Genomic DNA, 24,451 nt, shown 5'->3' with positions numbered 1-24,451 from the left:
TGCTGTTCCCTCCGGTGTGGCGCGCCCCCGTCCGCTGCGGACGGACGGGGGCGCGCGTCCCGCGTCAGAGGTTGGTCATGTCGACCGGGATCTTCGGCTGGACGCCGTCCCTGAGAACCGTGGCCTCGATGAGGCCGTAGGGGCGGTCCGCCGCGAAGTAGACCTCGTTGTCGTTCTTCAGCCCGAAGGGCTCGAGGTCCACCAGGAAGTGGTGGTTGTTCGGCAGCGAGAAGCGGATCTCGTCGATCTCGCTCCGGCTGTTGATGACGCGCGAACCCATTTGGTAGAGGGTCTGCTGCAGCGAGAGGGAGTACGTCTCGGCGAAGGCCTGCAGGATGTGCTTCTTGGCCTGCGCGTACGACTTCTCCCAGTTGGGCATCCGGTCCGCGTCGCTGGTCCAGTTGTAACGCCAGGCGGCGGAGACGTCGGTGCACAGGATGCGGTCGTACGCCTCCTTCAGCGTCGTGTACTTGTCCTTGACGTAGCCCCAGAACTCCGAGTTGGTGGAGTTCATGACCGTGAGGTCCTTGAGCCCGGAGATGATCTCCCAGTTCTCGCCGTCGAAGGTGATCTGCGTGGTGCGCAGCTCCTGGCCCTTGCGGGCGAAGGAGTGGTTGACCTCGTCCGAGCCGATGAACTTGGAGTTGTTGTCCGAGGTCGCGATGCGCTCCCAGGTGTACTCCTGGATGCGGATCCGTGCGACCTTGATCGGCTCCTGGGTCGTCACGAAGTGCCGGGCCAGGTGGATGCCGAACTGCTCGGCGGACTCGATGCCGTACTCCTTGGCGAACGCGTACACCGTGTTCTTGGTGGTGTCCGTCGGCAGGACGTTGGCGTTCGAGCCGGAGTAGTGGACGTCGTCCATGTCGCCGGAGAGCGCGACCGAGACGTTCAGGTCCTTGATGTGGTGGGTGTCGCCGTCCCGCGTGATCTTGACGACGCGGTTCTCTGCTTTGCCGTACTGGTTCTGGCCGAGAATCGTGGGCATGTCTGCTAGCTCCCTCGGTAAACGGAGTAGCCGAACGGGTTGAGCAGCAGCGGTACGTGGTAGTGCTCGCCCGGTGTGACGGCGAACGTGATCGCCACCTCCGGGAAGAACGCACCGCTGTCCCTTACGCGGGGGGCGTCCTGCTGCGCCTCGGCTTGCTTCTTGGAGAAGTAGGTCTCGACCTCGAAGTCGAGCCGTACGTGGGTCGTGCCCTCCGGCAGGGCCGGGAGGTCCTTGCAGCGCCCGTCCGCGTCGGTCGCGGAGCCGCCGAGCGCCACCCACTCGGCGTCACGGCCGCTGCGGGCGGTGAGCGAGATGGCGACGCCCTCGGCGGGGCGTCCGACGCTGGTGTCCAGGATGTGGGTGGACACCGAGGCGGTGGTGTCAGTGCTCATCAGTCCTTGTCCTCTTCTACGAGACGGGTCAGCCGGATTCGGTTGATCTTCCCGAGTTCGGTGCGCACGATCTCGCGCTCCTGCTCGGCGGAGTTGCCGATCCGGGTCTTCACCGCATCGCGCATCTGCTCACCGGTCGCGCCGGTGGCGCAGATCAGGAAGACATGACCGAACTTCTCCTGGTAGGCCAGGTTCAGTTCGAGCATCTCTGCCTTGAGCTCTTCGGAGGCCCCCGCCATGCCGCGCTGTTCACGCGACGACGTGGGGTCCCCGGGCTTCGGGCGTCCGATCGGCGGGTGCCCGGCCATCGCCTCGGCCAGATCCTCGGCGGTCAGCTCGGCCATGGCGGCGTCGCTGGCGGCGAAGAGAGCTTCGACGGTGGGGAAGGGGCGCTGGGAGAGCAGTTTGCTTCCCCAGGCCGATGAGGCGCAGGCCTCGTGGAGAGCGGCGGTGGCCGCACTCTCCGGCAAGGCGTTGAACCGGGCAAGGCCCGGCGTCGAGCTCGAAGTCACGGGTGCCTCCGTGGCCGTAAGGCCTTGTGCTGGACGGGCTGCGGATAGCTAACGCCAGCCGAAACACCACGTCAACACTTTGTTGAAAACTTCGAGAAACTGAAACCGCCGTCCGGTTAACGGACGGCGGTGTTCCACAATGCTCTGACCTGGGAGGTCCGGGAGGTCAGGTGGAACGGTTGAGGTAGTTGTAGACGGTGAAGCGCGATACGCCGAGCGCGCCGGCGACCGTTTCCACCCCGTGCCGCACGGCGAAGGCGCCCCGCGCCTCGAGTATCCGTACGACCTCCTGCTTGGCCTTGCGGTCGAGCTCGGAGAGCGGCACCCCGCGCTTGCGCTCCAGAGCCAGCAGGATGTGGTCCAGGGAGTCCGCGAGCTGCGGAAGGCGTACGGCGACCACGTCCTCGCCCCGCCAGGCGAGGACGACGTCGTCGGTGCCCGCCTCGTCGGGGGGCACCATTTCGCCGCCCATGGCGTCCACCAGCGGCTTGACGGCGGCCAAGAAGGGGCCGTGGTCGTCTCTGGCAGCGGTCATTCGACGGCCTCCCCCGACTCTCCGAGCACGTTCACCTGGAGCGAGACGCGGGTCGCCCCCGCCTCCAGGGCCTTGCGCAGCAGCGCGTCGACGGCGGTGAGGACCTCGTCGGCGCCGCCTTCCGCGGTATTGCCGAAGGGGCCGACGTCCACGGCGTCGAGTTCGGCCCCCTGGATGACGTCACGGGCCACCACCGCATGGGCGGGCGCCTCGTCCAGGTCGAAGGGCTCGGTCGTGAACTCCACTCTCAATCGCACGCGCTCAACCTACTGCCGCGCGGGGATTTTCCGGCAGCCCCCTCTTGACAAGGGCGGATCCTCGACGGCAATCTTCCATCAGACAGAAATTAACTTCCGCAATACGGAAGGAGCGCGGAAGCCCCATGGGATACTCCGACCAGCGCTTCAATGTGAACCTGTCGATCCTCTTCACGGAACTCCCGCTCCTGGAGCGCCCCGCGGCCGCCGCCGCGGCGGGCTTCACGGCGGTCGAGCTGTGGTGGCCCTGGGTCGACGCCCCCACCCCCGAGCAGTCCGAGCTCGACGCCCTTCGGGCCGCGATCACGGACGCCGGCGTACAGCTGGTGGGGCTGAACTTCTACGCGGGACAGCTGCCGGGGCCCGACCGCGGCGCCCTGTCCATTCCGGGCGAGGAGAGCGAGAAGTTCCGCGCGAACCTCTCGGTGGCGGCGGACTTCGCCAAGTCCCTCGACTGCAAGGCGCTCAACGCGCTGTACGGCAACCGGGTGGAGGGCGTGGAACCTGCGGTCCAGGACGAACTCGCCCTGGAAAACCTGGTGTTGGCGGCCCGTGAGGCCGACCGCGTGGGTGCCGTGCTGCTGATCGAGGCCCTGAACAAGCCGGAGTCGCCGCGCTGCCCGATCGTCAGTGCGGACGCGGCTGTCGCCGTGGTGGACAAGGTGAATTCCGCCACCGGGCTCGGCAACGCGAAGTTCCTCATGGACCTGTACCACCTGTCCATGAACGGCGAGGACCTGCCTGCCGTCATCGATCGGTACGTCGCCCAGACCGCGCACGTGCAGATCGCCGACAACCCTGGCCGTGGGGCCCCGGGCACGGGGTCGCTTCCGCTGGAGGAGCTGCTGGATCAGCTCCGCAAGGCCGGTTACGAGGGGTTTGTCGGGCTGGAGTACAAGGCTGGCGACCGTCCTAGCTCCGAGGCCTTCGGCTGGCTGCCCGGCTCGGACTAGGCCACCGCTTCGCGGCGGATCTTTCCCGCCCACCCACCCGATTACCCCGCAGTCAGAAAGGCTCCACCATGAGCAACCTTCCCAAGATCGCGTGGATCGGACTCGGCATCATGGGGTCCCCCATGTCCGAGAACCTGATCAAGGCTGGTTACTCCGTCACCGGCTTCACCCTTGAGCAGGACAAGCTGGACCGCCTCGCCGCGGCCGGCGGCACCGTCGCGAAGTCGATCGCCGAGGCCGTCAAGGACGCCGATGTCGTGATCACGATGGTGCCCGCCTCCCCGCAGGTCGAGGCCATCGCGTACGGCCAGGACGGCATCCTGGAGAACGCGAAGTCGGGCGCGCTGATCGTCGACATGTCGTCGATCACCCCGCAGACCTCCGTGGACCTGGCCAAGGCCGCCAAGGACAAGGGCATCCGCGTTCTGGACGCTCCCGTCTCGGGTGGCGAGGCCGGCGCCATCGAGGCCGTGCTCTCCATCATGGTCGGCGGCGAGCAGGCCGACTTCGACGAGGCCAAGCCGATCCTGGACGCCCTCGGCAAGACCATCGTGCTGTGCGGTCCGCACGGCTCGGGCCAGACCGTGAAGGCCGCCAACCAGCTCATCGTCGCCGTGAACATCCAGGCGTGCGCCGAGGCCGTCGTCTTCCTGGAGAAGTCCGGGGTGGACCTGACCGCCGCCCTCGACGTCCTGAACGGCGGGCTTGCGGGCTCGACCGTCCTGACCCGCAAGAAGGACAACTTCCTCAAGCGCGACTTCAAGCCCGGGTTCCGGATCGACCTGCACCACAAGGACATGGGCATCGTCACCGACGCCGCCCGCAATGTCGGTGCCTCGCTCCCGGTCGGCGCCGTGGTCGCCCAGCTCGTCGCCTCGCTGCGCACGCAGGGCGACGGGGGCCTTGACCACTCCGCGCTCCTTCGCGGTGTCGAGCGCCTCTCGGGCGCCGAGCTCTAAGCCGCCCCAAGGCTGCGAGAGCTCCCTCAACTTCCGGGCCGCGGCGGCGCTGACACCTGTCCTGTCGCGCCCAGGCGTCGCCGCGGTCCGGAACTCAAAGCCACGTGCACCAAGCGGCACCAAGCCACATCCAAAACTTCAACAAACTGTTGACGTAGCTGTTCAGGCGTACTTACGCTCACGGCACCTCAGCAGTTTCAGTAGTCCGTACGGAAGGTCAACCCCGCCACCATGTCGAAGCGTGTGCTCACGACCGAGTCCGGCGCTCCCGTCGCCGACAACCAGAACTCAGCCACCGCCGGCGTCGGTGGCCCGCTTCTCCTCCAGGACCAGCACCTCCTGGAGAAGCTCGCCCGCTTCAACCGCGAGCGCATTCCGGAGCGTGTGGTGCACGCCCGCGGCTCGGGCGCCTACGGCTACTTCGAGGTGACCGACGACGTCACCGCGTACACCTCGGCCGACTTCCTGAACACCGTCGGCAAGCGCACGGAGACGTTCCTGCGCTTCTCCACGGTGGCGGACAGCCTCGGTGGCGCGGACGCGGTCCGTGACCCGCGCGGCTTCGCGGTGAAGTTCTACACCGAGGAGGGGAACTACGACCTCGTCGGCAACAACACCCCGGTGTTCTTCATCAAGGACCCGATCAAGTTCCCCGACTTCATCCACTCGCAGAAGCGCGACCCCTTCACGGGCAAGCAGGAGCCGGACAACGTCTGGGACTTCTGGGCGCACTCCCCCGAGGCGACGCACCAGGTGACGTGGCTGATGGGTGACCGCGGCATCCCCGCGTCGTACCGCCACATGAACGGCTACGGCTCGCACACCTATCAGTGGACGAACGCGGCGGGCGAGGCCTTCTTCGTGAAGTACCACTTCAAGACGAACCAGGGCGTACGCAGCCTCTCGTCGGAGCAGGCCGCCGAGCTCGCGGGCAAGGACGCCAACTCGCACCAGACGGACCTTCTCCAGGCCATCGAGCGTGGCGTGAACCCGTCCTGGACGCTGCACGTGCAGATCATGCCGGCGGCGGACGCGGCCGACTACCGCTTCAACCCGTTCGACCTGACGAAGGTGTGGCCGCACAGCGACTACCCGCTGCAGCGCGTGGGCCGTCTGGTCCTGGACCGCAACCCCGACAACGTCTTCGCCGAGGTCGAGCAGGCCGCCTTCTCCCCGAACAACTTCGTTCCGGGCATCGGTCCCTCGCCCGACAAGATGCTCCAGGGCCGCCTGTTCGCCTACGCGGACGCGCACCGCTACCGCCTGGGCGTCAACCACACGCTGCTCGCGGTGAACGCGCCGAAGGCCGTGCTCGGGGGCGCCGACAACTACGGCCGTGACGGCCTGATGGCGGCCAACGCCTACGGCCGTGACCGCAAGAACTACGAGCCCAACTCGTACGACGGCCCGGTCGAGACCGGTCAGCCGCTCTCCGCCCCGCTGGCCGTAGGCGGCCACACGGGCACGCACGAGGCGCCGCTGCACACCAAGGACGACGACTTCTTCCAGGCGGGTGAGCTCTACCGCCTGATGTCGGCCGAGGAGCAGGCCCGTCTGGTGGCGAACATCGCGGGCGGCCTCTCGCAGGTGTCGCGTGACGACGTCATCGAGAAGAACCTGGCTCACTTCCACGCCGCCGACACCGAGTACGGCAAGCGCGTGGAGGAGGCTGTCCGCGCCCTGCGCGAGGACTAGAACTTCCGGACTGCGCCGGGGAATTGACGGGAGGTCAGTTCCCTGGTGCTGCGCCCGCGATCATCACGGACCCGGATGAGGGGTGGTCCCGTGGTGTGACCGGGCCGGACGAGGACCGCGGCGGCTCTGCGAGCCAGTGCGGTGGTAAAGGTCAGGCGGCTCCCTTCTCGACCTGAGGGAGGGGAACCCCGCCGGTCCATTCGCAGCCGCCGCGGTCCCAGCCGTTCTCCGGCCCCTGGGCCTTGGATCGATATGACTCCGTCCGGCAGCGCGTATGCATGTTCCGCCAGTCGCGCGCCGTCGGACGGCTACAACTCCTCTGCCAGAGCGGCGAGTACGGACGGTCCCGTACTCGCCGCTCTTTCGCGTGCGCTTGGCTTGAGCGGTACGTCTGCGGGTCCGTCGTGGCTGGGCGCGCAGTTCCCCGCGCCCCTTCGGGCGCCCCTAGCGCACCTTCTCGCCCGTCGCCAGCGTCGCCACCATGCGTTCGAGGCGGGACGCCCGAGTCGCCGGCTTCTTGGCGGTCATGAGGCGGTGCAGGACCACGTACCGGTCCGTCTTGCCGAGGGCCTCGAAGGCCTCCCGCGCCGCCGGGTTCGCCGCGAGCGCCGCCGTCAGGTCGTCCGGCACCGTCGCCGTCCGTTGCGACGCGTACGCCGCCTCCCAGCGCCCGTCCGCCCGCGCCGCCGCCACCTCCGCGAGGCCCGGCTCGCGCATGCGGCCCTCCGCGGTCAGCTCCTCGACCCGGTCGATGTTCACCTGCGACCACAGGCTGCGCGCGCGGCGGCGGGTGATCTTCTGCAGGTAGTGGACGGCGTCGTACGACTTGCGGTGACCGGTGATCCAGCCGTAGCAGAGGGCCACGTCATTGACCTCCGCGGCCGTCACTGAGGCCACTCCGGAGCCCTTCTTGGCGAGCTTCACCCAGACGCCCGGCGAGCTGTCGTGGTGCTCGTCCAGCCAGGCCTCCAACTCGGCCCGGTCCGCGCAGGTCATGACCTTCAGATCAGCGAGCGATTCCATCCGCCCAAGATAAAGGGGCGGCCCACCCCCCACGGGTGGACCGCCCCTCAAGCCTGCTGCGTCAGGCGCCTCAGACCTTCAGCGGCCGGATGGCTGTGGGCGCGTGCCCCGGCTCCGTGGCGATCTCCTCGAACTCCTTGACCGCGCTGATGTCGGCCGTGGGGCTCATGGAGATGTTGGTGATGCGCTCCAGGATCGCCTCGACGACGACCGGGACCTGGTGCTCCTGGGCCAGCTTCTTGGCCTGCTCGAAGGCCGCGCCCAGTTCGTTCGGGTCGGTGACGCGGATGGCCTTGCAGCCCAGGCCCTCGGCGACCTTGACGTGGTCGACGCCGTAGACACCCAGCTCCGGGCTGTTCTGGTTCTCGAATTCCAGGTTGACCTGGAAGTTGATCTCCAGGCCGATCTGGGCCTGGCGAATGAGGCCCAGGTAGGCGTTGTTCACCAGGACGTGGACGTACGGGATGCGGTGCTGCGCGCCGACCGCCAGCTCCTCGATCATGAACTGGAAGTCGTAGTCGCCGGACAGGGCGACGACCGGGGTGTCGCGGTCCGCGGTGGCGACGCCGAGCGCGGCCGGGATCGTCCAGCCGAGGGGTCCCGCCTGGCCGCAGTTGATCCAGTGGCGCGGCTTGTAGACGTGCAGCATCTGGGCGCCCGCGATCTGCGAGAGGCCGATGGTGGTGACGTAACGCGTCTCCGGGCCGAAGGCCTTGTTCATCTCCTCGTAGACGCGCTGCGGCTTCATGGGGATGTTGTCGAAGTGCGTGCGGCGCTGGAGGGTTTCCTTGCGCTCCAGGTGCGATGCGACCCACGCGGAGCGGTCGGGGAGCTTGCCCGCGGCCTTGAGCTCCTTGGCCACCTCGACGAAGAGTTCGAGGGCGACCTTGGCGTCGGAGGCGATCCCGTAGTCCGGCGCGAAGATCTTGCCGATCTGGGTCGGCTCGATGTCGACGTGGACGAACTTGCGGCCCTGGGTGTACACGTCCAGCTTGTAGCCGGTGTGACGGTTGGCCCAGCGGTTGCCGATGCCGAGGACGAAGTCCGACTCCAGGAACGTGGCGTTGCCGTAGCGGTGGCCGGTCTGCTGGCCGACCATGCCCGCGTTCAGGTCGTGGTCGTCGGGGATGGTGCCCCAGCCCATCAGGGTCGGGACGACCGGAGTGTTGGTGATCTCGGCGAACTCGACCAGGAGATCGGAGGCGTCGGCGTTGATGATGCCGCCGCCGGCGACGATCAGCGGACGCTCGGACTCGACCAGGAAGGTGATCGCCTTCTCGATCTGGGCGCGGGTCGCGGACGGCTTGTAGACCGGCAGCGGCTCGTACGTGTCCGGGTCGAACTCGATCTCGGTCTGCTGGACGTCGATGGGCAGGTCGATGAGGACCGGACCCGGGCGGCCCGAGCGCATGAGGTGGAACGCCTGCTGGAAGACGCCGGGGACCTGCGCGGCCTCCAGGACCGTGACGGCCATCTTGGTGACCGGCTTGGCGATCGACGCGATGTCGACGGCCTGGAAGTCCTCCTTGTGGAGCAGGTGCGTCGGCGCCTGGCCCGTGATGCACAGGATCGGGATCGAGTCGCCGATCGCGGAGTACAGACCGGTGATCATGTCGGTGCCCGCCGGGCCCGACGTACCGATGCAGACGCCGATGTTGCCGGGGTTGGCGCGGGTGTACCCCTCGGCCATGTGCGAGGCGCCCTCGACGTGCCGGGCGAGCGTGTGGTCGATGCCACCGCCTTGCTGGAGCGCCTTGTAGAACGGGTTGATCGCCGCGCCGGGCACACCGAACGCGTTGGTGACGCCCTCGCGCTTGAGGATCTCAACTGCCGCGCGGACAGCGGTCATACGAGCCATGGGGTTCTCCTGCTTCGACAACAGCTTCGACAGCTGCGCCGGTCTTTCGACCGGCGTATTCGGCTGGCGGATCCGGCTCCCGTCGCGCCCCGCGGTGAGCTTCTGTTTCCGCATTGTGGAAATCTAGTTCTGCTATATGGAAGCAATGTAGGCGGGTGCGGTGGAGACCGTCAAGAGATGTCCGGGAACCGGGCTGCCCGGGGGACGCGTCCCAGTCGTTGAATTCAGCATGGAATTCGGCCACACCACCGGGGGGGGTCGACCGTGGCCAGTTCACCGGACGCGCCGACTGCGGGGCAGGGCACGCCGAGCCACGGCCGCTGGAGGGCAGGGCCCCTGCTCGGGCAGGGGGGCCTCGGGCGCGTCTTCCTCGCGTACGACGGGACGGGCCGCGCGGCGGCCCTGCGGGTGGTGCGCGCCTCCCTCGCCCGTGATCAGGAGTTCCGCAGGCGCCTGGGCCGCGAGGTCCACGCGATGGCCGCGGTGCGGGGGCCCCGCGTCGCCGCGCTCGTCGACGCCGACCCGCACGGCGCGGTGCCCTGGCTCGCCACGGAGTACGTCCCCGGCCCCACGCTCGCCACCCGGGTACGGGATCTGGGCGGGCCGCTCGATGTGCCGGAACTGCGCACCCTGGCGCACGCGCTCGCCGGAGCGCTGGACGACATCCACCGGGCGGGGCTCGTGCACGGTGGCCTGCGGCCGTCGAACGTGCTCCTGACCGCCGACGGCCCCCGGGTCGCCGACTTCGGCATGGCCGGGTGCGCGGCGCGGGCCGGGTACAGGGGAAGGCCGGGGTACACGGCGCCCGAGCTCCTGACCCCGGCTCGGGGCGAGGCCGAACCGCCGTCGGACGTCTTCGCGCTCGGCGCGGTCCTCGCCTTCGCGGCGGCCGGGCGCGGCCCCTTCGACGCCGGAAGCGACGACCCGGACCTGACGGAGGTGCCGCAAGAGCTGCTGCCCCTCGTCACCGCCTGCCTCGCCGGGCACCCCGTGGCCAGGCCCGCCCCACGCACCGTCGCCCGCATGGCGGGCCTCCCCCTGCCGGGCAGCCGCCGCCGCGCCCTGACCCTCGCGGACACTCTGCTCTTGGCCCAACTGGCTGTCGCGGCAAGCCCACTTGGTGGACGATGGACGCCACGAACCGTCGAGCGGTGACGGCGAGCAGCGACGGCGACGGGTGAGGGTGATGACGGAGAGCGGCGTCCCGGTACAGTGCCCGGTCTGCCGGCGCGACCATGTGTACGCCCCGCCGTCCTACCCCTGCGCGTGCGGCGCCCCCGTGGTGCCGCCGGTGGCGCGCGGGGCGACGGTGACGCCGGTGACGGACCGGACGTGGGCGGACGCCTGGGTGACCGTGCGGTGCCGGATGTGCGGGCGCCGGGGCCAGTGGCCGCAGCCCGAGCTGGGGTGCGCGTGCGGGGCGGTGCTGCGTATCCCGGTGCGGTCGGTACAAGCGCCTTCGGGGGCCCCGACGACTCCTGCGGCCCCGGCGACTCCCGCGGCACAGGCGCCACCACCGGCCGCTCCGGCTCCTGCGGCGCACATCCCGCTGCCCCGGACGGCTCCGACGCCTCGGCCCGCCTTCCAGCCGGTGCCGGTGCGCACGGCTCGGGACGCGGTGACGGTGGCGGGGCTGTATCTGCGGTGGCTCGGGTACGCGGAGATCCGGGGAGCGGTCAGGCGGGCGCCTTCCGGGGTGCGGGTGTCGGCTCGCGGTGTGATCGCCCTGATCGAGCCGTCCGTGCAGCCGACGTCGCTGCGTGACGTGGAGTGCTTGTGGCTCAGCGCGATGGCCGACTCCGTCAGCTGCGTCTGCTTCTCCCTCGCGGGTTACGAGGAGAGGGCCCGCGCACGGGCGGACGCGCTGTCCGTCCCCTTGTTCGTCATCGACCTCACGGGGACACCGCAACCGGTGAACAGCGCGGCGGACGAGCTGGTGGCCGCGGGCTGATCGGGTCCGCCTTCGCGGCGGGGAAGATCCGCCGCCGAGCCGGGGGCGCAATCCCGGCAGCCGCCCACGGCCAGAAATCTTGGCAGCCACCCACGACCCGACCGGCATACTCGGCGCATGCGCATCCGCCGAGCCACCCCTGCCGAGCTCCCCACGCTCCAGGACATCGAACGCGCCGCGGGCGAATCCTTCCGCGCCCTGGGCATGACGGCGATCGCCGACGACGAGCCACCCTCCGTCGACCTTTTGGAAAGCTTCCGCGGCGCGGGCCGAGCCTGGGTGGCCACCGACGGCGCCCCGGTGGCGTACATCATCACCGAGCCCCTGGACACCGCGGAACACATCGAGCAGGTCACCGTGCACCCGCGAGCGGCCCGCCACCGCATCGGCCAGGCCCTGATCGAGCACGTCGCCGACCGCGCCCGCGAGGCGGGTAGGCAAGCCCTCACCCTGACCACCTTCGCGGACGTCCCCTGGAACGCCCCGTACTACGCCCGCATCGGGTTCCGCGTTCTCGCGGAGACCGAACTCACCCCGGGGCTGCGGAAGATCCGTGCCCACGAGGCCGAGCTCGGCCTCGACCGCTGGCCGCGCGTGGCCATGCGGCGCGAGCTCAGCCCGGGTGGGGCCCGGCCCCGTACCGCTCCCTGAGTTCGATCTTGCGCACCTTCCCGGACACCGTCATGGGAAAGCTCTCCAGGATCCACAGGCCGGCCGGGATCTTGTAGTGCGCCAACTGCCCTTCGCAGAAGGCCCGTAGCTCCTCCAGCGTCAGCGAATCCTCGGTGTCCCGAAGGATCACGCAGGCCAGCGGAACCTCCCCGTAGCGCTCGTCGGCGGCCCCCACCACCTGGACGTCGGCGATCTTCGGGTGGCCGTACAGGAACTCCTCGATCTCGCGCGGGTAGATGTTCTCGCCGCCCCGGATGATCATGTCCTTGATGCGGCCGACGATCTGGACGTAGCCGTCCTGCCGCATGACCGCCAGGTCCCCGGTGTGCATCCAGCGCCCGGCGTCGATCACCTCCGATGTCCGTGACGGCTCGTTCCAGTAGCCGAGCATCACGCTGTAGCCCCGGGTGCACAGCTCACCGGACGCGCCCCGCGGCAGCGTCACTCCGCTGACCGGGTCGACCACCTTCACCTCGATGTGCGGCAGTACGCGGCCCACCGTGCCGGTCCGCCGCTCCAGGTCGTCCGTGCGGCGCGTCTGCGTCGAGACCGGGGACGTCTCCGTCATGCCGTAGCAGATGGAGACCTCCTCCATGTGCATCTCGGCGACCACCCGCTTCATCACCTCGACCGGGCAGGGCGAGCCCGCCATGATGCCGGTGCGCAGCGAACTCAGGTCGTACGTCGCGAAGTCGGAGAGGTTCAGCTCGGCGATGAACATCGTCGGTACGCCGTACAACGACGTACAGCGCTCGCGCTCCACCGCGTGCAGCGTGGCGACGGGGTCGAAGGACGGTGCCGGGATGACGATGCAGGCACCGTGGGAGGTGGCCCCCAGGTTTCCCATGACCATGCCGAAGCAGTGATAGAAGGGTACGGGCAGGCACACCCGGTCCTGCTCCGTGTAGCCGATCGTCCGGCCCACCCAGTAGCCGTTGTTGAGGATGTTGTGGTGGGAGAGCGTCGCGCCCTTGGGGAAGCCGGTGGTGCCCGAGGTGTACTGGATGTTGACCGGATCGTCACAGCCCAACTCGGCCTCGCGGGCGCCGAGTTCCTCCGGCGTCACCGCTGCCGCCGCGTCGAGCAGCTCCTCCCACGAGCCGTCCTCGATGTAGTGCACGGACCTCACATCCGGGCAGGCGGGCCGCACCTGGTCCACTAGCGCCCGGTAGTCGCTCGACTTGTGCGACTGCGACGCGACCAGGACCGTGACCCCGGCCTGCTTGAGCACGTACTCCAACTCGTGCGCCCGGTAAGCAGGGTTGATGTTCACCATGATGGCGCCGATGCGCGCGGTGGCGTACTGCACGAGCACCCACTCGGCACAGTTCACCGCCCAGATGCCGACGCGATCACCCTTGGCGACCCCCACACCCATGAGGCCGCGCGCCAACCGCGCCACGGCGGAGCCGAATTCGGCGTACGTCCAGCGTGTCCCCGCCGCCACGTCCACCAGCGCGTCCCGCTCCGGCCAGGCCTCGATCGCCCGGTCGAGGTTCCGCCCGATGGTGTCACCGAGCAGCGGCGTCGAACTGACGCCGTGGGCGTACGAAAGCTCGCTCTTCGGCTCGCTCACCGGAAGTCCTCCTCGCGGTACTCGGCGTCGGAGCCCGCGGCCGTCGCCTCGCGCAGCTCGATCCGGCGGATCTTGCCGGAGACGGTCTTGGGGAGCGGGCCGAACTCGATGCGGCGAAGCCGCTTGTAGGGGGCGAGGACCGCGCGCGAGTGCTCGAAGAGCAGTTTCGCGGTGTCGGGCCCGGGTTCGTGTCCGGCGGCGAGGACGACGTACGCCTTCGGGACGGCGAGCCGCAGCGCGTCGGGGGCGGGCACGACCGCCGCCTCCGCCACCGCCTCGTGCTCCAGGAGCGCGCTCTCCAGCTCGAACGGGGAGATCTTGTAGTCGGAGGCCTTGAAGACGTCGTCGGAGCGGCCCACGTAGGTGATGTAACCGTCGGCGTCGCGGGTGCCGATGTCGCCGGTGCGGTAGTAGCCGTCGGCCATCGACTCGGCGGTGCGCTCCGGGTCGCCGTGGTAGCCGGCCATCAGGCCGACCGGGTTCGCGGCGAGGTCGAGGGCGATCTCGCCCTCCGGCGCTCCCGGCTCGCCTGTCACCGGGTCGAGGAGTTCCACCGCGAACCCGGGCGTGGGTCGGCCCATCGAGCCCGGCTTCAGCGGCTGCCCGGGCGAGTTGGCGACCTGTACGGCGGTCTCGGTCTGCCCGAAGCCGTCCCGGATGGTCACGCCCCAGTCGCGCCGCACCTGGTCGATCACCTCCGGGTTGAGCGGCTCGCCCGCGGCGACGACCTCGCGCGGCGGTGTGCGCAACTGGGTCAGGTCGGCCTGGATGAGCATGCGCCAGACCGTCGGAGGGGCGCAGAAGGACGTGACCCCGGCCCGGTCCATCTCGGCCATCAGGCGGCCCGCGTCGAAGCGCGTGTAGTTGTGGATGAAGACCGTCGCCTCGGCGTTCCACGGGGCGAAGAGGTTCGACCAGGCGTGCTTGGCCCAGCCCGGCGACGAGATGTTCAGGTGTACGTCGCCGGGCTTGAGCCCGATCCAGTACATCGTCGCCAAGTGGCCGATGGGGTACGACACATGAGTGTGCTCGACCAGCTTCGGGCGGGCTGTCGTGCCCGAGGTGAAGTAGAGCATCAGGGGGTCGTCGGCGTGGGTGACGCCGTCGGGCTCGAAGACATCACTGGCCCTGTCGGTGCCGTCGGAACCGGCGTACGAGATCCAGCCGGGCGCGTCGCCGCCCACCACGACACGGGTGTAAGCACCGGGCACGTCGTCGAACTTCGCGGTGTCCTCGGGGCGTACGACGACGTGCTTGGCCCGCCCTCGGTCGATGCGGTCCCGCAGGTCGACGGGGCCGAGCAGAGGTGTCGCCGGGATGACCACGGCGCGCAGCTTCATCGCGGCGAGGGCGATCTCCCAGAGCTCGACCTGGTTGCCCAGCATGACGACGACGCGGTCACCGGCGCGGACGCCCTGGGCGCGCAGCCAGTTGGCGACCTTGTCGGAGCGTGCGGACATGTGTGCGAAGGAGACGCGGGTGGTCGCGCCGTCCTCCTCGACGATGTGGAGCGCGGTCCTGTCGTTGTCCCGGGCGATGACGTCGAACCAGTCGAGCGCCCAGTTGAACCGCTCGGGCCGCGGCCAGGCGAAACCCTCGTAGGCGGCTGCGTAGTCCTCGCGGTGCCGCAGCAGGAAGTCCCGAGCCGTACGGAACTGTTCCGTGCCGCCGGGGCCCGTCGTGCCCGTCGTCGTCATTGCGCTCTCCTCGTCGCCGGTCCGGTGCACGGCACCTTTGCCGAACTCTTCGCCGGGGTCATTGCCGGACGCTACGTAACATCGTGTAATTCGTGATGCGGGTCTCACCACCCCCGGACGGGGGTGTCCCGGAGCGAAAGGGCTGACGTGTGACGGCTGACGGAGGCGAGGCGGTCGAGCTGCGGTCCGCGCTGTTGCGGCTGCGGCGCGGCACGGGGCTTCCGGTGGCCTTCGGGGGCCTGGTCGAAGGGCAGCGCCAGGTGCGGATCGGCGAGCTGACGGGCACGGGGACGCGTGCGCTGTGCGGCCTCGCGGTGTCGTCCGGGAACGGCCTCGGCGGCAAGGCGGTCGCGCTCTCGCGCCCCTGCGCGGTCACCGATTACCACGACTCGCGCCACATCAGCCATGAGTACGACAGCGCGGTGGCCGCGGAGGGCCTGCGTTCGGTGCTCGCGGTTCCGGTGGTGGTGCGGCGCAGGGTGCGAGGCGTCCTGTACGGGGCCTTGCGCTCGGCCCAGCCGCTGGGTGACCGGACGCTTTCGGCGGCGGTGGCGGCCGCGCGGGACGTGGAGCAGGCCCTTGTCGTACGGGACGAGGTGCATGCGCTCATCGCGGCGGCGCGGGAGCCGCAGGCGGGCGCCGGGCCCGCCTGGGGGCAGGTCCGCGAGGCACACGGTGCGCTCCGGGAGCTGGCCCCGCGGATCGCCGACCCTGCGTTGCGTGCGGAGATACTGGCGGTGTGCGGGCGGTTGGCCTCGGCTGCGACTGTGCCGCCCGGACGGGAGCGCACGGTGTGCCTCGCGCCGCGCGAGGTGGACGTCCTCGCCTGCGTGGCCGGGGGCGCGACGAACGCGGTGACGGCGGAGCGGCTGGGGCTGCGGCCCGAGACGGTGAAGGGGTATCTGCGGGCCGCGATGCGGAAGTTGGGGGCACACACGAGGCTGGAGGCGGTTGTGGCGGCGCGCAGGGAGGGGCTGCTGCCGTGAGCCGGGGGGAGGGTCGGTCGGGGGGCCTCGGTCGGGAGAGCGCCGGATCTGCATGCTGCCCACCGCCGCTCACCGCTGCTCAACCGCTGCTCACCGCTCGATGACCGTGCCGAAGCGGATGTCGTACGTGGCGGCCTGGTGCATCGGCCCGCTCAGCAGCCGCTCGGCCTCTTCGGTCACTTCGTTCCGTTGCGCCTTGGTCAGGGCTCCGAACGGTTCGACGGTGAGGACAGCGGAGCCCTTGGCCGCCCCCGCGCCCTCCTCGACGCGCCACACGCCCGCGAGGAAGCCGTCGACCAGGAAGACGCTGTAGGCGAAGTTCCCCTTCCAGGTACGGCCCTTGTACTCGGGCGGCACGATCCGGGCGCGGTCCGCGTGGGACAGGAGGAGGTTGTCGAACTCGGGCAGGAAACGTGCCGGGGCCGGGGTGTCCGCGTCGGGGCGTGGCGCGTCGGGGAGGTCGAAGAGTTCGACGCCGTTCTCGTCGCGGAACGTACGCAGTTGGGGCCGCAGCCGCTCGAAGGCCTCCCGCAGCCGCGTCAGGCCCGCCCAGGTCTGCATGTCCTTGACCGAGGCGGGCCCGAAGGCCGCGAGATAGCGCAGGACGGTGGCGTCGGGGGCGGGCACCGGCTCGCTCGGGCGGCCCAGCCAGTGCTCGGCGGTGGTGAGCGCGACCTGCCCGCTGCGCCGCCACAGTCCGCGCGGGGTGACCTGGACCAGTGGCAGCGAGCAGCGGGCCGCGACGGCGAGCGACTGCGGGTCGGCGTCGGGCCAGCGGGGCAGCAGGACCTCCCGCAGCTGCTTCATCGTCCGGGGCTCCTCCTCGACGGCGGCGCGGGCGAGCGAGGCGAGTTCCCCCAGATCGACGCCGGTCAGTCCGTTGCGGAAGGCGTGCAGCTCACGGTCGCGGGCGCCTTGCACCAGCGGGCGCAGGGTGAGGGCGTCGTCGGCGGTGTGCAGGTGGATGGTGGAGCGCATGGTGACGATGCGTACGAGATCGCGGGAGGCGAGGAGCGCGGACAGGCTCTCGGGGTCGAACCCTTCCAGCCGGGCGGCGAGGGCGAAGTAGGGCGGCTTCACGTTCTGCGCCTGGAGGCCGAGGAGGTGGGCGACGGCGCCCTCGACGGAGAGGCGGGCCGAGCGGCTCAGGAGGAGTTGACGGTCGAGGGTGGCGCGGTTGAGGGCGCGCGTGCTGAGTACGGGGGCAGTGGGCTCGGGGGCCTTGGTACGGGTGGCCTTCGGCTGGGTGCCGGCGCCCTTCGGCTTCGCGGTCCTCGGCATCCTCGGCGTCCTCGGCGTGTTCGTCATGCAGCGCACGCTAGCGGGACTTGCGGACATCTTCTGTCCGCAAGATTGGCCGGACAGGATTCGGGGGGCCGGGAGGCGGCCTGGAGCGAGTCGGGACATGGCCCGGAGCACACCTGAGCACGCCTGAGCGCGCCGAGACGGTGCCAAGCCCGTCGAGCTCGCGACTTTTGGGCCGTATATCCTGCTTCGGAGCCGACAAGACACACGTTCGACGCTCGACGTACGACGATCGACAGCGATCCGACATCGGAGGCAGCCAGCATGGCGGAGCGCCGGCCCCGACCCGCACCGATCGCGAAGAGGCACGGCTGGCGGCGGACCGCCCCGCCCAAGGCCTCTTCGGCCGCGGGGAACGGGGACCAGACAAATCCTGAGACCCAGCCCGCGTCCCCCTCCCCGGGACCACCGGACGCCGCGAGTGTCGTACAGGCCGCGCTCTACCGGGACGGGGTCCGCGTCGCGACGCCCGCCTCCCTCGCCGACACCTTCCGGGAGCTGCGCGAGCAGCGGGACGGCATGGCGTGGATCGGCCTCGCACGCCCCACGGAGGCCGAACTCCTCTCGCTGGCCGCCGAGTTCGATCTGCATGAGCTCGCCGTCGAGGACGCGATGGAGGCCCACCAGCGGCCGAAGCTGGAGCGCTACGGCGAGACACTCTTCGTCGTCCTGCGCGCGGCCCGCTACTTGGACGCCCAGGAGGAAGTCGACTTCGGCGAGCTGCACGTGTTCGTGGGCCCCGACTTCGTCATCACGGTGCGCCATGGCGCCGCCCCGGACCTGACCGCCGTACGCCGCCGCATGGAGGAGAGCCCGGAACTCCTCAAACTCGGCCCCGAGGCGGTCCTGTACGCGATCCTGGACGCGGTGGTCGACGGGTACGCCCCGGTCGTGGCCGGAGTCCAGAACGACATCGACGAGATCGAGACCGAGGTCTTCAGGGGCGACCCGGAGGTCTCGCGCCGCATCTACGAACTCTCCCGGGAAATGGTCGAGTTCCAGCGGGCGACCCGCCCCCTGGTGGCCATGCTGCACTCCTTGATGGCGGGTTTCGCGAAGTACCGCACCGACGAGGAACTCCAGCGCTACCTGCGCGACGTCGCCGACCACGTCACGCACACCAGCGAACGCGTCGACGGCTTCCGCCAGGCCCTCACCGACATCCTCACGGTCAACTCCACGCTCGTCACACAGCAGCAGAACGCGGAGATGCGGGCACTGGCGGAGGCGGGCTTCGAACAGAACGAGGAGATCAAGAAGATCTCGTCGTGGGCGGCCATCTTGTTTGCTCCCACGCTGGTGGGAACGATCTACGGGATGAACTTCGACGAGATGCCGGAGCTGCACTGGACGTTCGGCTACCCGTTCGCGATCGGCCTGATGGGGGTTGTTTGTATCAGTTTGTACTTGATTTTCAAGCGAAGAGACTGGCTCTAGGAGGGGCAGCAGCCCCTCAAGCACTTCGCACGGTTTACTCTTGCATCTACCGAAAACAGAGCCATGACGGGCCCTGGGGAGTTTCTGGGGAGACGTGATGCGAGTGATCTCGTCTACCTGCCTCTGTTACGCATCTGACCAGGACTTTTCACCCTCCTGAGGCCGCTGGGGAGAATCCGGGGAGATTTGGCTGACGGCACAGGCCCTGTGCCAGCATCCGCTGCGCCGTCCCGATTCCCGCAAAGCGTCTCGCCGGTGTCCGTTGCCGCATCCGCGATGGATAACAGACAGCGACATTGGCTCCATGGCTGGAGCCGCAAGACCTCGCCCCTCTGCGGCCGCCATAATGGGGTCATGGCCTCCCACCCGCAGCACACCGGACCCGGGACAAGGAACCTCTCGGGCGCAGACGCCGAGGATCTCGCGCTGTACCGGGAAAAGTTCCGGCTCCGTCTACCGGAGTCGCTTGACGAGCTGCACGGACCGGCCCAAGGTGTCGTGGAGCTGCCGCTGCACCTGGCCTGGTCCGGAATGACCTCGTACGACCTGGGCAATCCTCGCCAGCGCATGGGCCTGTACCGCACCGTCCTGCACGAGGGTCTGCACGACGATCTGCCCCGCTACCTCAACCAAGACCTGCTCCTCCAGCTGTGGCCGGTGTTGCGCACTCTCGTCGGTCGCACCGTGCGCACCGTGTGGGAGACCGCCTTCACCGAGCTCGCCTGCCGCACCCGGGCAGCCGCGTGACGGACATGCCGGAGCTGCACACACGGCTCCTGGCGGATGTGATCGCCCTCGGCTCGCCGTATCCCCTGGTCCTCACCGGCGGGTACGCCGTGAGGGCGCATCGCCTCGTGAACCGACCCAGCCAAGACCTCGATGTCGCCACCGAGAACCCGGCCCCCATGGCCGATATTGCGGCCGCACTCTGCAGCGGCCTGACAGCCCGGGGCTGGAAGGTGCAGGCGCTGGAGACTGCCCCGCTGTCCGCTCGCTTCACCGTGACGGACCCCGCCACCGGGCAGGAGTGCGAAGTCGACATCCTCAAAGAGATCTTCTGGCGACCCATCGCCCAGAGCCCGTACGGCCCCGTCCTCGCCGAGGAGGACGTGATCGGGACCAAGGTACGCGCCCTCGCCGACCGCGGAGCGCCCCGCGACCTGATCGACGTGTACGCAGCCTCGCACCGCTGGAGCAACACCGAGCTCGAAGAGTTCGGCCGCCGCCATGCCCGCGGCCGCTTCGAGCGCGAGGACCTCCAAGCGAACCTCACCGGCGCAGAGTGGACCGACGACGAAGCCTTCACCGCCTACGGCCTCGACGAACCCACCATCACCGCTCTGCGCACCTGGGCCCTGGAATGGGCCGACGACCTCGCGAGCCGCCTCCTCGAAGAGTCCAGTGACCTCGACATCGACTGAACACGGCCGGGCGAGACCGCATCTGCCAGGCTGTGAGGGTGCAAGCAGCAGGCGTGACGCACAGGACCCGGGCCTCTGAAAGAGGTCCGGGTCCTGCAATGTAGTGTCATGCGGTGGCTTTGTTCGCCAGGGCACGGGCCTTTGTCGCCCACTCCCCCATCCTCGTGATGGCGGAGGTCAATTGCTTCACCGCGGCGGAGATCTCCCTCACCGGCTTGCGGAGGTGCCGACTCACCCGAACCAGAGAGCCCGCCGAGGAGCCGAAGTAACTGATCTGCACCAGCCCGTCCTGCGCAGCCTCGTCCAGGGACATCAGCTGCTCCAGGAACTCCTCCGCTTCCTCACCGCGTTCGTCTGGAGGTGTCATCTCGATCAACCCCAGGGCGGCCCGCACCCCGCTGTCCAGGGTCGCCATCCGCTCCGCGAACGCAGCGGCGACGGTGTTCAGTTCGCCCGCCGGTGCACTGATCGTCTCCGCGTACCGGGCGACGGCGGCGAGCCGTGCGCTCGCGGGCGCGTTCGCCTGAGTCAGGTCGAGCATCTCGGTACCGGACTGGTCGGTCAGTGCTCCGATCGTCTCGATGGTCTTCGTGATCGCCTCCATGTCGGCGGTCATCTCGTCCAACCCGTCCTCGATAACGGCGAAGTCGTCGAGCAGACCGGGCGGGTCCTCGTCCTCCTCCTTCCCTCCGTCGTCGAACTCCGATCCGGAGGGCGGCCCGTCACCGGTCTGAATTCCGCGCAGCACCCGCGCTGGCGTGAGAAGTTCGAAGCCGTCCCGGAGCCCGGCCTCCAGGGCGCTCTCAATCTCCTTGCGAGCTCCGGCCAGATGGCTGCGCGTCCGCTGGTAGCGGATCGTCCTGATCGATGCGATGTCGAAGGGCAGCTGCCCGGCCTCCCCGATGTGGATCGTCGGCTTGCCGGTGATGTGCCGGAGGCCCAGCTCGTACATCACGTTGGGGTTGCCGCCGCTGACGTCCGCAACGACCAGGTCGGACTCGACGACGTGCCGACAGATCTGCTCGTTGATGTCACCGGCGTGCGCAATGCCGTCCGCGCGCACGGCGCTGATGCCGTACTTCTCGCAGGCGGGGGCGATCACCTGCTCGAAGATGCCGAGGTGGTGCTCGTACGCCTCGCGCTCGGGGCTGTCGTGCGCGGCGTGCGGGTCGCCGATGGGGCCGACGACGAAACACATCCGGGGCTGGTCGGACTCCTGTCGGAGCGTCGGTGCCGTGATCATGCGGGAACCTCCGATGCGTGGGCGTGGATGTCGTGGGACCTGGCTGCGGGCGCCGCGTCGTCCTCCAGGGGGACCGCATACACCGGACGCTCCTCGATGCCGAGCGTGCGCAGCAGGTAGGCGGTAGGGATGCGGTAGCGTCCGCCGACCCGCAGCACGGGGCACGGGAATACGCCGAGGCGGATCAGCTTGTACGCCGTCGCAGGGCAGATGCCGAAGGCGCGGGCGGCTGTGCGCAGGTCGACACTCAGGGGCAGGTCAAGAGCCTCCGCGAAGCCGAGCGGCCGACCGGACCGCCCGCTCACCGCCGGGCTCCCGCGGGGAGCAGGACCAGCGTGCCGATGAGGTCGGCCTCCTCATGGCGGCGAGCCCGGAACACCATGTCGGGAAGGCGGGCACCGGTCCTTCGGCCGTCTTGCCGGGGGTGCGGCTCAGCGAAGCGGAGCGTGGCGTACAGGCCCTCTCGGCGGGGCGGGGGTGTGATATGCACTTCCCATCCCCCGGCCGGGCGGAGCCGTTCCTCCACCGGTGCGGTGGAGTTTCGGGCCTCGGCGAAGGCACCGATGTCGACGACGGGGATCTCCCGCGTGACGCGCTTCGCGTAGGCCCACATTCGATTCACCGCCTCCTTGACCAGACAGCCGCCCGTGTCCGGGCAGTCCGTGTCCGCCGCATCGAGGGCGGCAAGCACGGCCAGAACGGCCTCGGCCTCCAGATCAGCCCGCTCTACCCGCCGCCAGAGGCGCAAGATCCGGTACAAGTTCCGGTAGAGCCCGGGGAGGGCCAGCCAGGCGACGAGCAGCCGTCCGCTGCCGTCGCCGTCCCGCGGCTCCCGCCGGGCCTCGGAGACGGCCTGCCGCCACACCGCCGCACCCAGCGCGGCGTCCCGCCGTGGGCCGTAGAGCGCCTTCCTGCTCTCCTCCAGCGAGAGCAGGACCGCGCGGGAGCCGACGTGCACTGTGAGGGACGGCCGCGTCGCGGCGGGCGGCCCGAGGATGCCCCGGTCGATCCGAGCGAAGAGGCTCCCGGCTCCGGTCGATGTCATTCCTCCTCCTTTCCGGCCTCGTCGGGCCGGAGGTGTATCAGGGCGGCGGTGGCTCGGCCGCAGGCACGTGCGAGGTCGGTCAGGGCCGACCGCACAGACCTGTGCCACGTCATGCGGGCCGGGTGCGCCGTCCCGTTCCGGCGCCGGGGCCGTGCGGCGGGCAAGGCGGGCGGGTGGAGGTGAATACCTCCGTACACGGCGTGGCCGACGTTCACCCCGTAGTCCGCCCACTGGCTGTCACCCCGCTCGCGCCAGGGCGGTGCCTCGTTGGGGGCCGTCATCGGGCGGGCCCGGAGCTGGCTGGCGGAGGGGCCACGGGCAGACCGACGGTGAGACCGCCGACGACGTCCCTGCCGACGGCGGCACCCTGGTGGACATACTGGGACAGATCCGTTCGAGTCGTCCGGCTCGGGGCGTCGGCCTCAGGCGAGGGCTTCTGGTCCGGCTCCGGCGACTCCGCCACCGCCGACCGCACGTCGTCCGGTGCATGGCCCGGCACACGGATCCAGCCGTAGCCGCCGAACTCCTTCACCCGCACATGGGCCCGCACGTACTGCGTGGGGTCGAGCCCACGCCGCCCGGACCGCACGATGTCCTGGTATAACCGGTCCGACACGATGACCGCGAGATCTGCCGCGGTGAGGGTCGCGAGTACAGCCTTGAGCTGGGGCGCGTTGACGTAACGCGCCACGGCGACCGGGGCCGGGCCCGCGTGGCCGAGGGCGGCGGTCGCGACCATGCCGGTATCCACGGCCATCCGCAGCCTGACCCGCTGAGCGGCCGGGCAGGTGTTACGGTCCCCGACGCGGACCGCGAGGTGGTGCACGAAGGGGCCCAGCACGGCATGCTCCGGCGTGGCCTCAGGGAGGACGGCGAACTCCAGGTCGCCCTGCGGCTGGCGCATCCAGGCCGCCCGGTCCAGCCCGGTCAGCGCCGCCGCCTCATCCAGCATCCGAACCAGCTCTGACTGGACGGCCGACTGCATCAGGGTGTCGAGACGGCTGTACTGCTCCACGTCCACGGCCAGGCACAACCGGCGGTGCGGCAGGCCGACCGGTGGTCGGGGAGGAGAGATCTCTTTCATGGCAACTCGCCACCTTCCACAGGGGGTTGGGTTGCAGTGCATGCCAACTGTGGGTGGAAGGGGTGAGAGCGGCACAGAAAGCCGCATTAATGCGGCTTTCTGGCTATGGCCCTAGGCGATCGGGAAACTCAGCCGAGCTGCTTTGCACAGGCGGGCCAGGTCCCGCACGTAGGTCTTCCGGAGGCCGGTGGTGATGATGCCCTTGTTCCGCAGCTGCGCAAGTGCTTCGTGCACGCTGCGCGTCTTGGCTCCGGTGAGGGCGGCGAACTCGTCCTGGGAAAGGTTCACGTCGATGCGCAGTGAGTTCCGTTCGGGTTGCCCGTGTGTGACTGCCAGTTCGACGAGAACGCGCGCCAGCCTGACTGGGACCGGGTATCCGCCCAGCTCCAGCCGTAGGCGGTCCGCCCGGCGCAACCTGCCGCAGAGCAAGCGATTAAGCGCCAGTGACGTCTCGGGGTGGGCGAGGAGGAAGAGCTCCAGTTCGTTGCGCGGGACGACAGTGGCGAATACGTCGCCGCAGGAGGTGACCGTGGCTGATCGCGGTCCGACACCCATCGTCGCCATCTCACCCACGATGTCCCCGGCGTTCCAGATGTCCATCAGCGACACCCGGTCACGGTCCAGCCGGGCGGTCACCTTCACCCGGCCTTCGATCAGGACCACCAGCTCCTGTTCATGGTCGCCCTCGTGGATGAGTACGTCTCCCATGGCGTAGCGGCGTCGCGTACCGAGCCGAGTGAAGGCCGCGCGTTCTTCGGGCGACAACGTGTCGAGGAAGGCCGCTCGGCTGTTGAGGTTCGAGCCGTTCATCATCTGCTCAGCACAGCACTCGGTCACCGCGGCGGTGAACGCTTCCGCC

The 24,451-nt window shown here is 69.6% G+C and carries 25 protein-coding genes; 10 read left to right on the top strand and 15 right to left on the bottom strand.

Annotated features, from left to right (window positions below):
• Positions 1-64: 64 nt before the first annotated feature.
• From pucL to AB0I94_RS09230, 5 genes are all read right to left on the bottom strand, one after another.
• Positions 65-988 (bottom strand): factor-independent urate hydroxylase, encoded by a 924-nt coding sequence (gene pucL, locus AB0I94_RS09250; RefSeq protein WP_363308836.1) that lies wholly within the window; start codon positions 986-988, stop codon positions 65-67.
• Positions 989-993: 5 nt separating this feature from the next.
• Positions 994-1,383: a hydroxyisourate hydrolase gene (uraH, locus tag AB0I94_RS09245; RefSeq protein WP_160507956.1), complete on the bottom strand. Its 390-nt coding sequence runs from the start codon at positions 1,381-1,383 to the stop codon at positions 994-996.
• The gene (gene uraD / locus AB0I94_RS09240; protein WP_363308835.1) at positions 1,383-1,895 is read right to left on the bottom strand and encodes a 2-oxo-4-hydroxy-4-carboxy-5-ureidoimidazoline decarboxylase; all 513 of its coding nucleotides are present in this window, start codon (positions 1,893-1,895) and stop codon (positions 1,383-1,385) included. The genes uraH and uraD overlap by 1 nt, the downstream gene beginning before the upstream one ends.
• Positions 1,896-2,061: 166 nt before the next feature.
• Positions 2,062-2,430: a helix-turn-helix domain-containing protein gene (locus tag AB0I94_RS09235; protein ID WP_363308834.1), complete on the bottom strand. Its 369-nt coding sequence runs from the start codon at positions 2,428-2,430 to the stop codon at positions 2,062-2,064.
• Complete coding sequence (locus AB0I94_RS09230; protein ID WP_363209683.1) at positions 2,427-2,687, bottom strand: hypothetical protein; 261 nt, start codon at positions 2,685-2,687, stop codon at positions 2,427-2,429. Before AB0I94_RS09230 ends, AB0I94_RS09235 begins: the two co-directional genes overlap by 4 nt.
• Before the next feature lie 125 nt (positions 2,688-2,812).
• Here AB0I94_RS09230 and AB0I94_RS09225 point away from each other — a divergent pair, with 125 nt between their 5' ends.
• The 3 genes from AB0I94_RS09225 to AB0I94_RS09215 all read left to right on the top strand — a co-directional run bounded on the left by AB0I94_RS09225 (position 2,813) and on the right by AB0I94_RS09215 (position 6,294).
• Positions 2,813-3,640: a TIM barrel protein gene (locus AB0I94_RS09225; RefSeq protein ID WP_363308833.1), complete on the top strand. Its 828-nt coding sequence runs from the start codon at positions 2,813-2,815 to the stop codon at positions 3,638-3,640.
• Positions 3,641-3,708: 68 nt separating this feature from the next.
• Positions 3,709-4,599, top strand: a complete 891-nt coding sequence (locus tag AB0I94_RS09220; protein WP_363308832.1) for a 2-hydroxy-3-oxopropionate reductase — start codon at positions 3,709-3,711, stop codon at positions 4,597-4,599.
• Between the two features lie 231 nt (positions 4,600-4,830).
• Positions 4,831-6,294, top strand: a complete 1,464-nt coding sequence (locus AB0I94_RS09215) for a catalase (RefSeq protein ID WP_363308831.1) — start codon at positions 4,831-4,833, stop codon at positions 6,292-6,294.
• A 444-nt stretch (positions 6,295-6,738) separates the two neighbouring features.
• Here the strand turns inward: AB0I94_RS09215 and AB0I94_RS09210 are convergent, their stop codons facing one another.
• The gene (locus tag AB0I94_RS09210) at positions 6,739-7,317 is read right to left on the bottom strand and encodes a YdeI/OmpD-associated family protein (RefSeq protein WP_363308830.1); all 579 of its coding nucleotides are present in this window, start codon (positions 7,315-7,317) and stop codon (positions 6,739-6,741) included.
• A 70-nt stretch (positions 7,318-7,387) separates the two neighbouring features.
• Positions 7,388-9,175 carry a glyoxylate carboligase gene (gene gcl / locus AB0I94_RS09205; protein ID WP_363309028.1) on the bottom strand — a complete coding sequence of 596 codons (1,788 nt, stop codon included), beginning with the start codon at positions 9,173-9,175 and terminating at the stop codon, positions 7,388-7,390.
• Positions 9,176-9,439: 264 nt separating this feature from the next.
• Between gcl and AB0I94_RS09200 the strand changes: the two genes are divergently transcribed.
• From AB0I94_RS09200 to AB0I94_RS09190, 3 genes are all read left to right on the top strand, one after another.
• Positions 9,440-10,330 (top strand): serine/threonine-protein kinase, encoded by an 891-nt coding sequence (locus tag AB0I94_RS09200; protein ID WP_363308829.1) that lies wholly within the window; start codon positions 9,440-9,442, stop codon positions 10,328-10,330.
• A 31-nt stretch (positions 10,331-10,361) separates the two neighbouring features.
• Positions 10,362-11,126, top strand: a complete 765-nt coding sequence (locus tag AB0I94_RS09195) for a hypothetical protein (RefSeq protein ID WP_363308828.1) — start codon at positions 10,362-10,364, stop codon at positions 11,124-11,126.
• A gap of 117 nt (positions 11,127-11,243) precedes the next feature.
• The gene (locus tag AB0I94_RS09190) at positions 11,244-11,777 is read left to right on the top strand and encodes a GNAT family N-acetyltransferase (RefSeq protein WP_363308827.1); all 534 of its coding nucleotides are present in this window, start codon (positions 11,244-11,246) and stop codon (positions 11,775-11,777) included.
• Here the strand turns inward: AB0I94_RS09190 and AB0I94_RS09185 are convergent.
• Both AB0I94_RS09185 and AB0I94_RS09180 read right to left on the bottom strand, forming a co-directional pair.
• Positions 11,740-13,374: an AMP-binding protein gene (locus AB0I94_RS09185; RefSeq protein ID WP_363308826.1), complete on the bottom strand. Its 1,635-nt coding sequence runs from the start codon at positions 13,372-13,374 to the stop codon at positions 11,740-11,742. The two genes, AB0I94_RS09190 and AB0I94_RS09185, sit on opposite strands and share 38 nt — an antisense overlap.
• The gene (locus AB0I94_RS09180) at positions 13,371-15,071 is read right to left on the bottom strand and encodes an AMP-binding protein (RefSeq protein ID WP_363308825.1); all 1,701 of its coding nucleotides are present in this window, start codon (positions 15,069-15,071) and stop codon (positions 13,371-13,373) included. The genes AB0I94_RS09185 and AB0I94_RS09180 overlap by 4 nt, the downstream gene beginning before the upstream one ends.
• Positions 15,072-15,220: 149 nt before the next feature.
• Here AB0I94_RS09180 and AB0I94_RS09175 point away from each other — a divergent pair, with 149 nt between their 5' ends.
• Positions 15,221-16,057: a helix-turn-helix transcriptional regulator gene (locus tag AB0I94_RS09175; protein WP_363308824.1), complete on the top strand. Its 837-nt coding sequence runs from the start codon at positions 15,221-15,223 to the stop codon at positions 16,055-16,057.
• Between the two features lie 90 nt (positions 16,058-16,147).
• On the opposite strand, the gene AB0I94_RS09170 is transcribed toward AB0I94_RS09175, so the two are convergent.
• Positions 16,148-17,365, bottom strand: coding sequence for a winged helix DNA-binding domain-containing protein (locus AB0I94_RS09170; protein ID WP_363308823.1), 1,218 nt, complete (start codon positions 17,363-17,365; stop codon positions 16,148-16,150).
• Between the two features lie 261 nt (positions 17,366-17,626).
• Between AB0I94_RS09170 and AB0I94_RS09165 the strand changes: the two genes are divergently transcribed.
• From AB0I94_RS09165 to AB0I94_RS09155, 3 genes are all read left to right on the top strand, one after another.
• Positions 17,627-18,799, top strand: a complete 1,173-nt coding sequence (locus AB0I94_RS09165) for a magnesium and cobalt transport protein CorA (protein ID WP_363308822.1) — start codon at positions 17,627-17,629, stop codon at positions 18,797-18,799.
• Positions 18,800-19,153: 354 nt separating this feature from the next.
• Positions 19,154-19,546 carry a hypothetical protein gene (locus AB0I94_RS09160; RefSeq protein WP_363308821.1) on the top strand — a complete coding sequence of 131 codons (393 nt, stop codon included), beginning with the start codon at positions 19,154-19,156 and terminating at the stop codon, positions 19,544-19,546.
• A gap of 5 nt (positions 19,547-19,551) precedes the next feature.
• Positions 19,552-20,220 (top strand): nucleotidyl transferase AbiEii/AbiGii toxin family protein, encoded by a 669-nt coding sequence (locus AB0I94_RS09155; protein WP_363308820.1) that lies wholly within the window; start codon positions 19,552-19,554, stop codon positions 20,218-20,220.
• 106 nt (positions 20,221-20,326) lie between these two features.
• Here the strand turns inward: AB0I94_RS09155 and AB0I94_RS09150 are convergent, their stop codons facing one another.
• The 5 genes from AB0I94_RS09150 to AB0I94_RS09130 form a co-directional block, all read right to left on the bottom strand.
• Positions 20,327-21,463 carry a hypothetical protein gene (locus AB0I94_RS09150; protein ID WP_363308819.1) on the bottom strand — a complete coding sequence of 379 codons (1,137 nt, stop codon included), beginning with the start codon at positions 21,461-21,463 and terminating at the stop codon, positions 20,327-20,329.
• Positions 21,460-21,768 (bottom strand): helix-turn-helix domain-containing protein, encoded by a 309-nt coding sequence (locus AB0I94_RS09145; RefSeq protein ID WP_363308818.1) that lies wholly within the window; start codon positions 21,766-21,768, stop codon positions 21,460-21,462. The genes AB0I94_RS09150 and AB0I94_RS09145 overlap by 4 nt, the downstream gene beginning before the upstream one ends.
• On the bottom strand, positions 21,765-22,508 hold the full coding sequence (locus tag AB0I94_RS09140) for a hypothetical protein (RefSeq protein ID WP_363308817.1): 744 nt from the start codon (positions 22,506-22,508) through the stop codon (positions 21,765-21,767). The genes AB0I94_RS09145 and AB0I94_RS09140 overlap by 4 nt, the downstream gene beginning before the upstream one ends.
• 277 nt (positions 22,509-22,785) lie before the next feature.
• Positions 22,786-23,592 (bottom strand): hypothetical protein, encoded by an 807-nt coding sequence (locus AB0I94_RS09135; RefSeq protein WP_363308816.1) that lies wholly within the window; start codon positions 23,590-23,592, stop codon positions 22,786-22,788.
• Positions 23,593-23,703: 111 nt separating this feature from the next.
• Positions 23,704-24,405 (bottom strand): Crp/Fnr family transcriptional regulator, encoded by a 702-nt coding sequence (locus tag AB0I94_RS09130; RefSeq protein WP_363308815.1) that lies wholly within the window; start codon positions 24,403-24,405, stop codon positions 23,704-23,706.
• Between the last annotated feature and the right edge of the window lie 46 nt (positions 24,406-24,451).

This window comes from Streptomyces sp. NPDC050147, assembly GCF_040660195.1.
Taxonomy (GTDB): Bacteria; Actinomycetota; Actinomycetes; order Streptomycetales; family Streptomycetaceae; genus Streptomyces.
Note: the sequence above shows the minus strand (reverse complement) of the source record. Positions and strands in the feature narration are given on the sequence as shown.

Excerpts from the sequence above, each read along its gene's own strand:
- pucL (WP_363308836.1), bottom strand. The coding sequence starts at position 988 with ATGCCCACGATTCTCGGCCAGAACCAGTACGGCAAAGCAGAGAACCGC.
- uraH (WP_160507956.1), bottom strand. The coding sequence starts at position 1,383 with ATGAGCACTGACACCACCGCCTCGGTGTCCACCCACATCCTGGACACC.
- AB0I94_RS09235 (WP_363308834.1), bottom strand. The coding sequence starts at position 2,430 with ATGACCGCTGCCAGAGACGACCACGGCCCCTTCTTGGCCGCCGTCAAG.
- AB0I94_RS09225 (WP_363308833.1), top strand. The coding sequence starts at position 2,813 with ATGGGATACTCCGACCAGCGCTTCAATGTGAACCTGTCGATCCTCTTC.
- AB0I94_RS09220 (WP_363308832.1), top strand. The coding sequence starts at position 3,709 with ATGAGCAACCTTCCCAAGATCGCGTGGATCGGACTCGGCATCATGGGG.
- AB0I94_RS09215 (WP_363308831.1), top strand. The coding sequence starts at position 4,831 with ATGTCGAAGCGTGTGCTCACGACCGAGTCCGGCGCTCCCGTCGCCGAC.
- AB0I94_RS09210 (WP_363308830.1), bottom strand. The coding sequence starts at position 7,317 with ATGGAATCGCTCGCTGATCTGAAGGTCATGACCTGCGCGGACCGGGCC.
- gcl (WP_363309028.1), bottom strand. The coding sequence starts at position 9,175 with ATGGCTCGTATGACCGCTGTCCGCGCGGCAGTTGAGATCCTCAAGCGC.
- AB0I94_RS09195 (WP_363308828.1), top strand. The coding sequence starts at position 10,362 with ATGACGGAGAGCGGCGTCCCGGTACAGTGCCCGGTCTGCCGGCGCGAC.
- AB0I94_RS09190 (WP_363308827.1), top strand. The coding sequence starts at position 11,244 with ATGCGCATCCGCCGAGCCACCCCTGCCGAGCTCCCCACGCTCCAGGAC.
- AB0I94_RS09180 (WP_363308825.1), bottom strand. The coding sequence starts at position 15,071 with ATGACGACGACGGGCACGACGGGCCCCGGCGGCACGGAACAGTTCCGT.
- AB0I94_RS09170 (WP_363308823.1), bottom strand. The coding sequence starts at position 17,365 with ATGACGAACACGCCGAGGACGCCGAGGATGCCGAGGACCGCGAAGCCG.
- AB0I94_RS09165 (WP_363308822.1), top strand. The coding sequence starts at position 17,627 with ATGGCGGAGCGCCGGCCCCGACCCGCACCGATCGCGAAGAGGCACGGC.
- AB0I94_RS09160 (WP_363308821.1), top strand. The coding sequence starts at position 19,154 with ATGGCCTCCCACCCGCAGCACACCGGACCCGGGACAAGGAACCTCTCG.
- AB0I94_RS09155 (WP_363308820.1), top strand. The coding sequence starts at position 19,552 with ATGCCGGAGCTGCACACACGGCTCCTGGCGGATGTGATCGCCCTCGGC.
- AB0I94_RS09150 (WP_363308819.1), bottom strand. The coding sequence starts at position 21,463 with ATGATCACGGCACCGACGCTCCGACAGGAGTCCGACCAGCCCCGGATG.
- AB0I94_RS09140 (WP_363308817.1), bottom strand. The coding sequence starts at position 22,508 with ATGACATCGACCGGAGCCGGGAGCCTCTTCGCTCGGATCGACCGGGGC.
- AB0I94_RS09135 (WP_363308816.1), bottom strand. The coding sequence starts at position 23,592 with ATGAAAGAGATCTCTCCTCCCCGACCACCGGTCGGCCTGCCGCACCGC.
- AB0I94_RS09130 (WP_363308815.1), bottom strand. The coding sequence starts at position 24,405 with ATGATGAACGGCTCGAACCTCAACAGCCGAGCGGCCTTCCTCGACACG.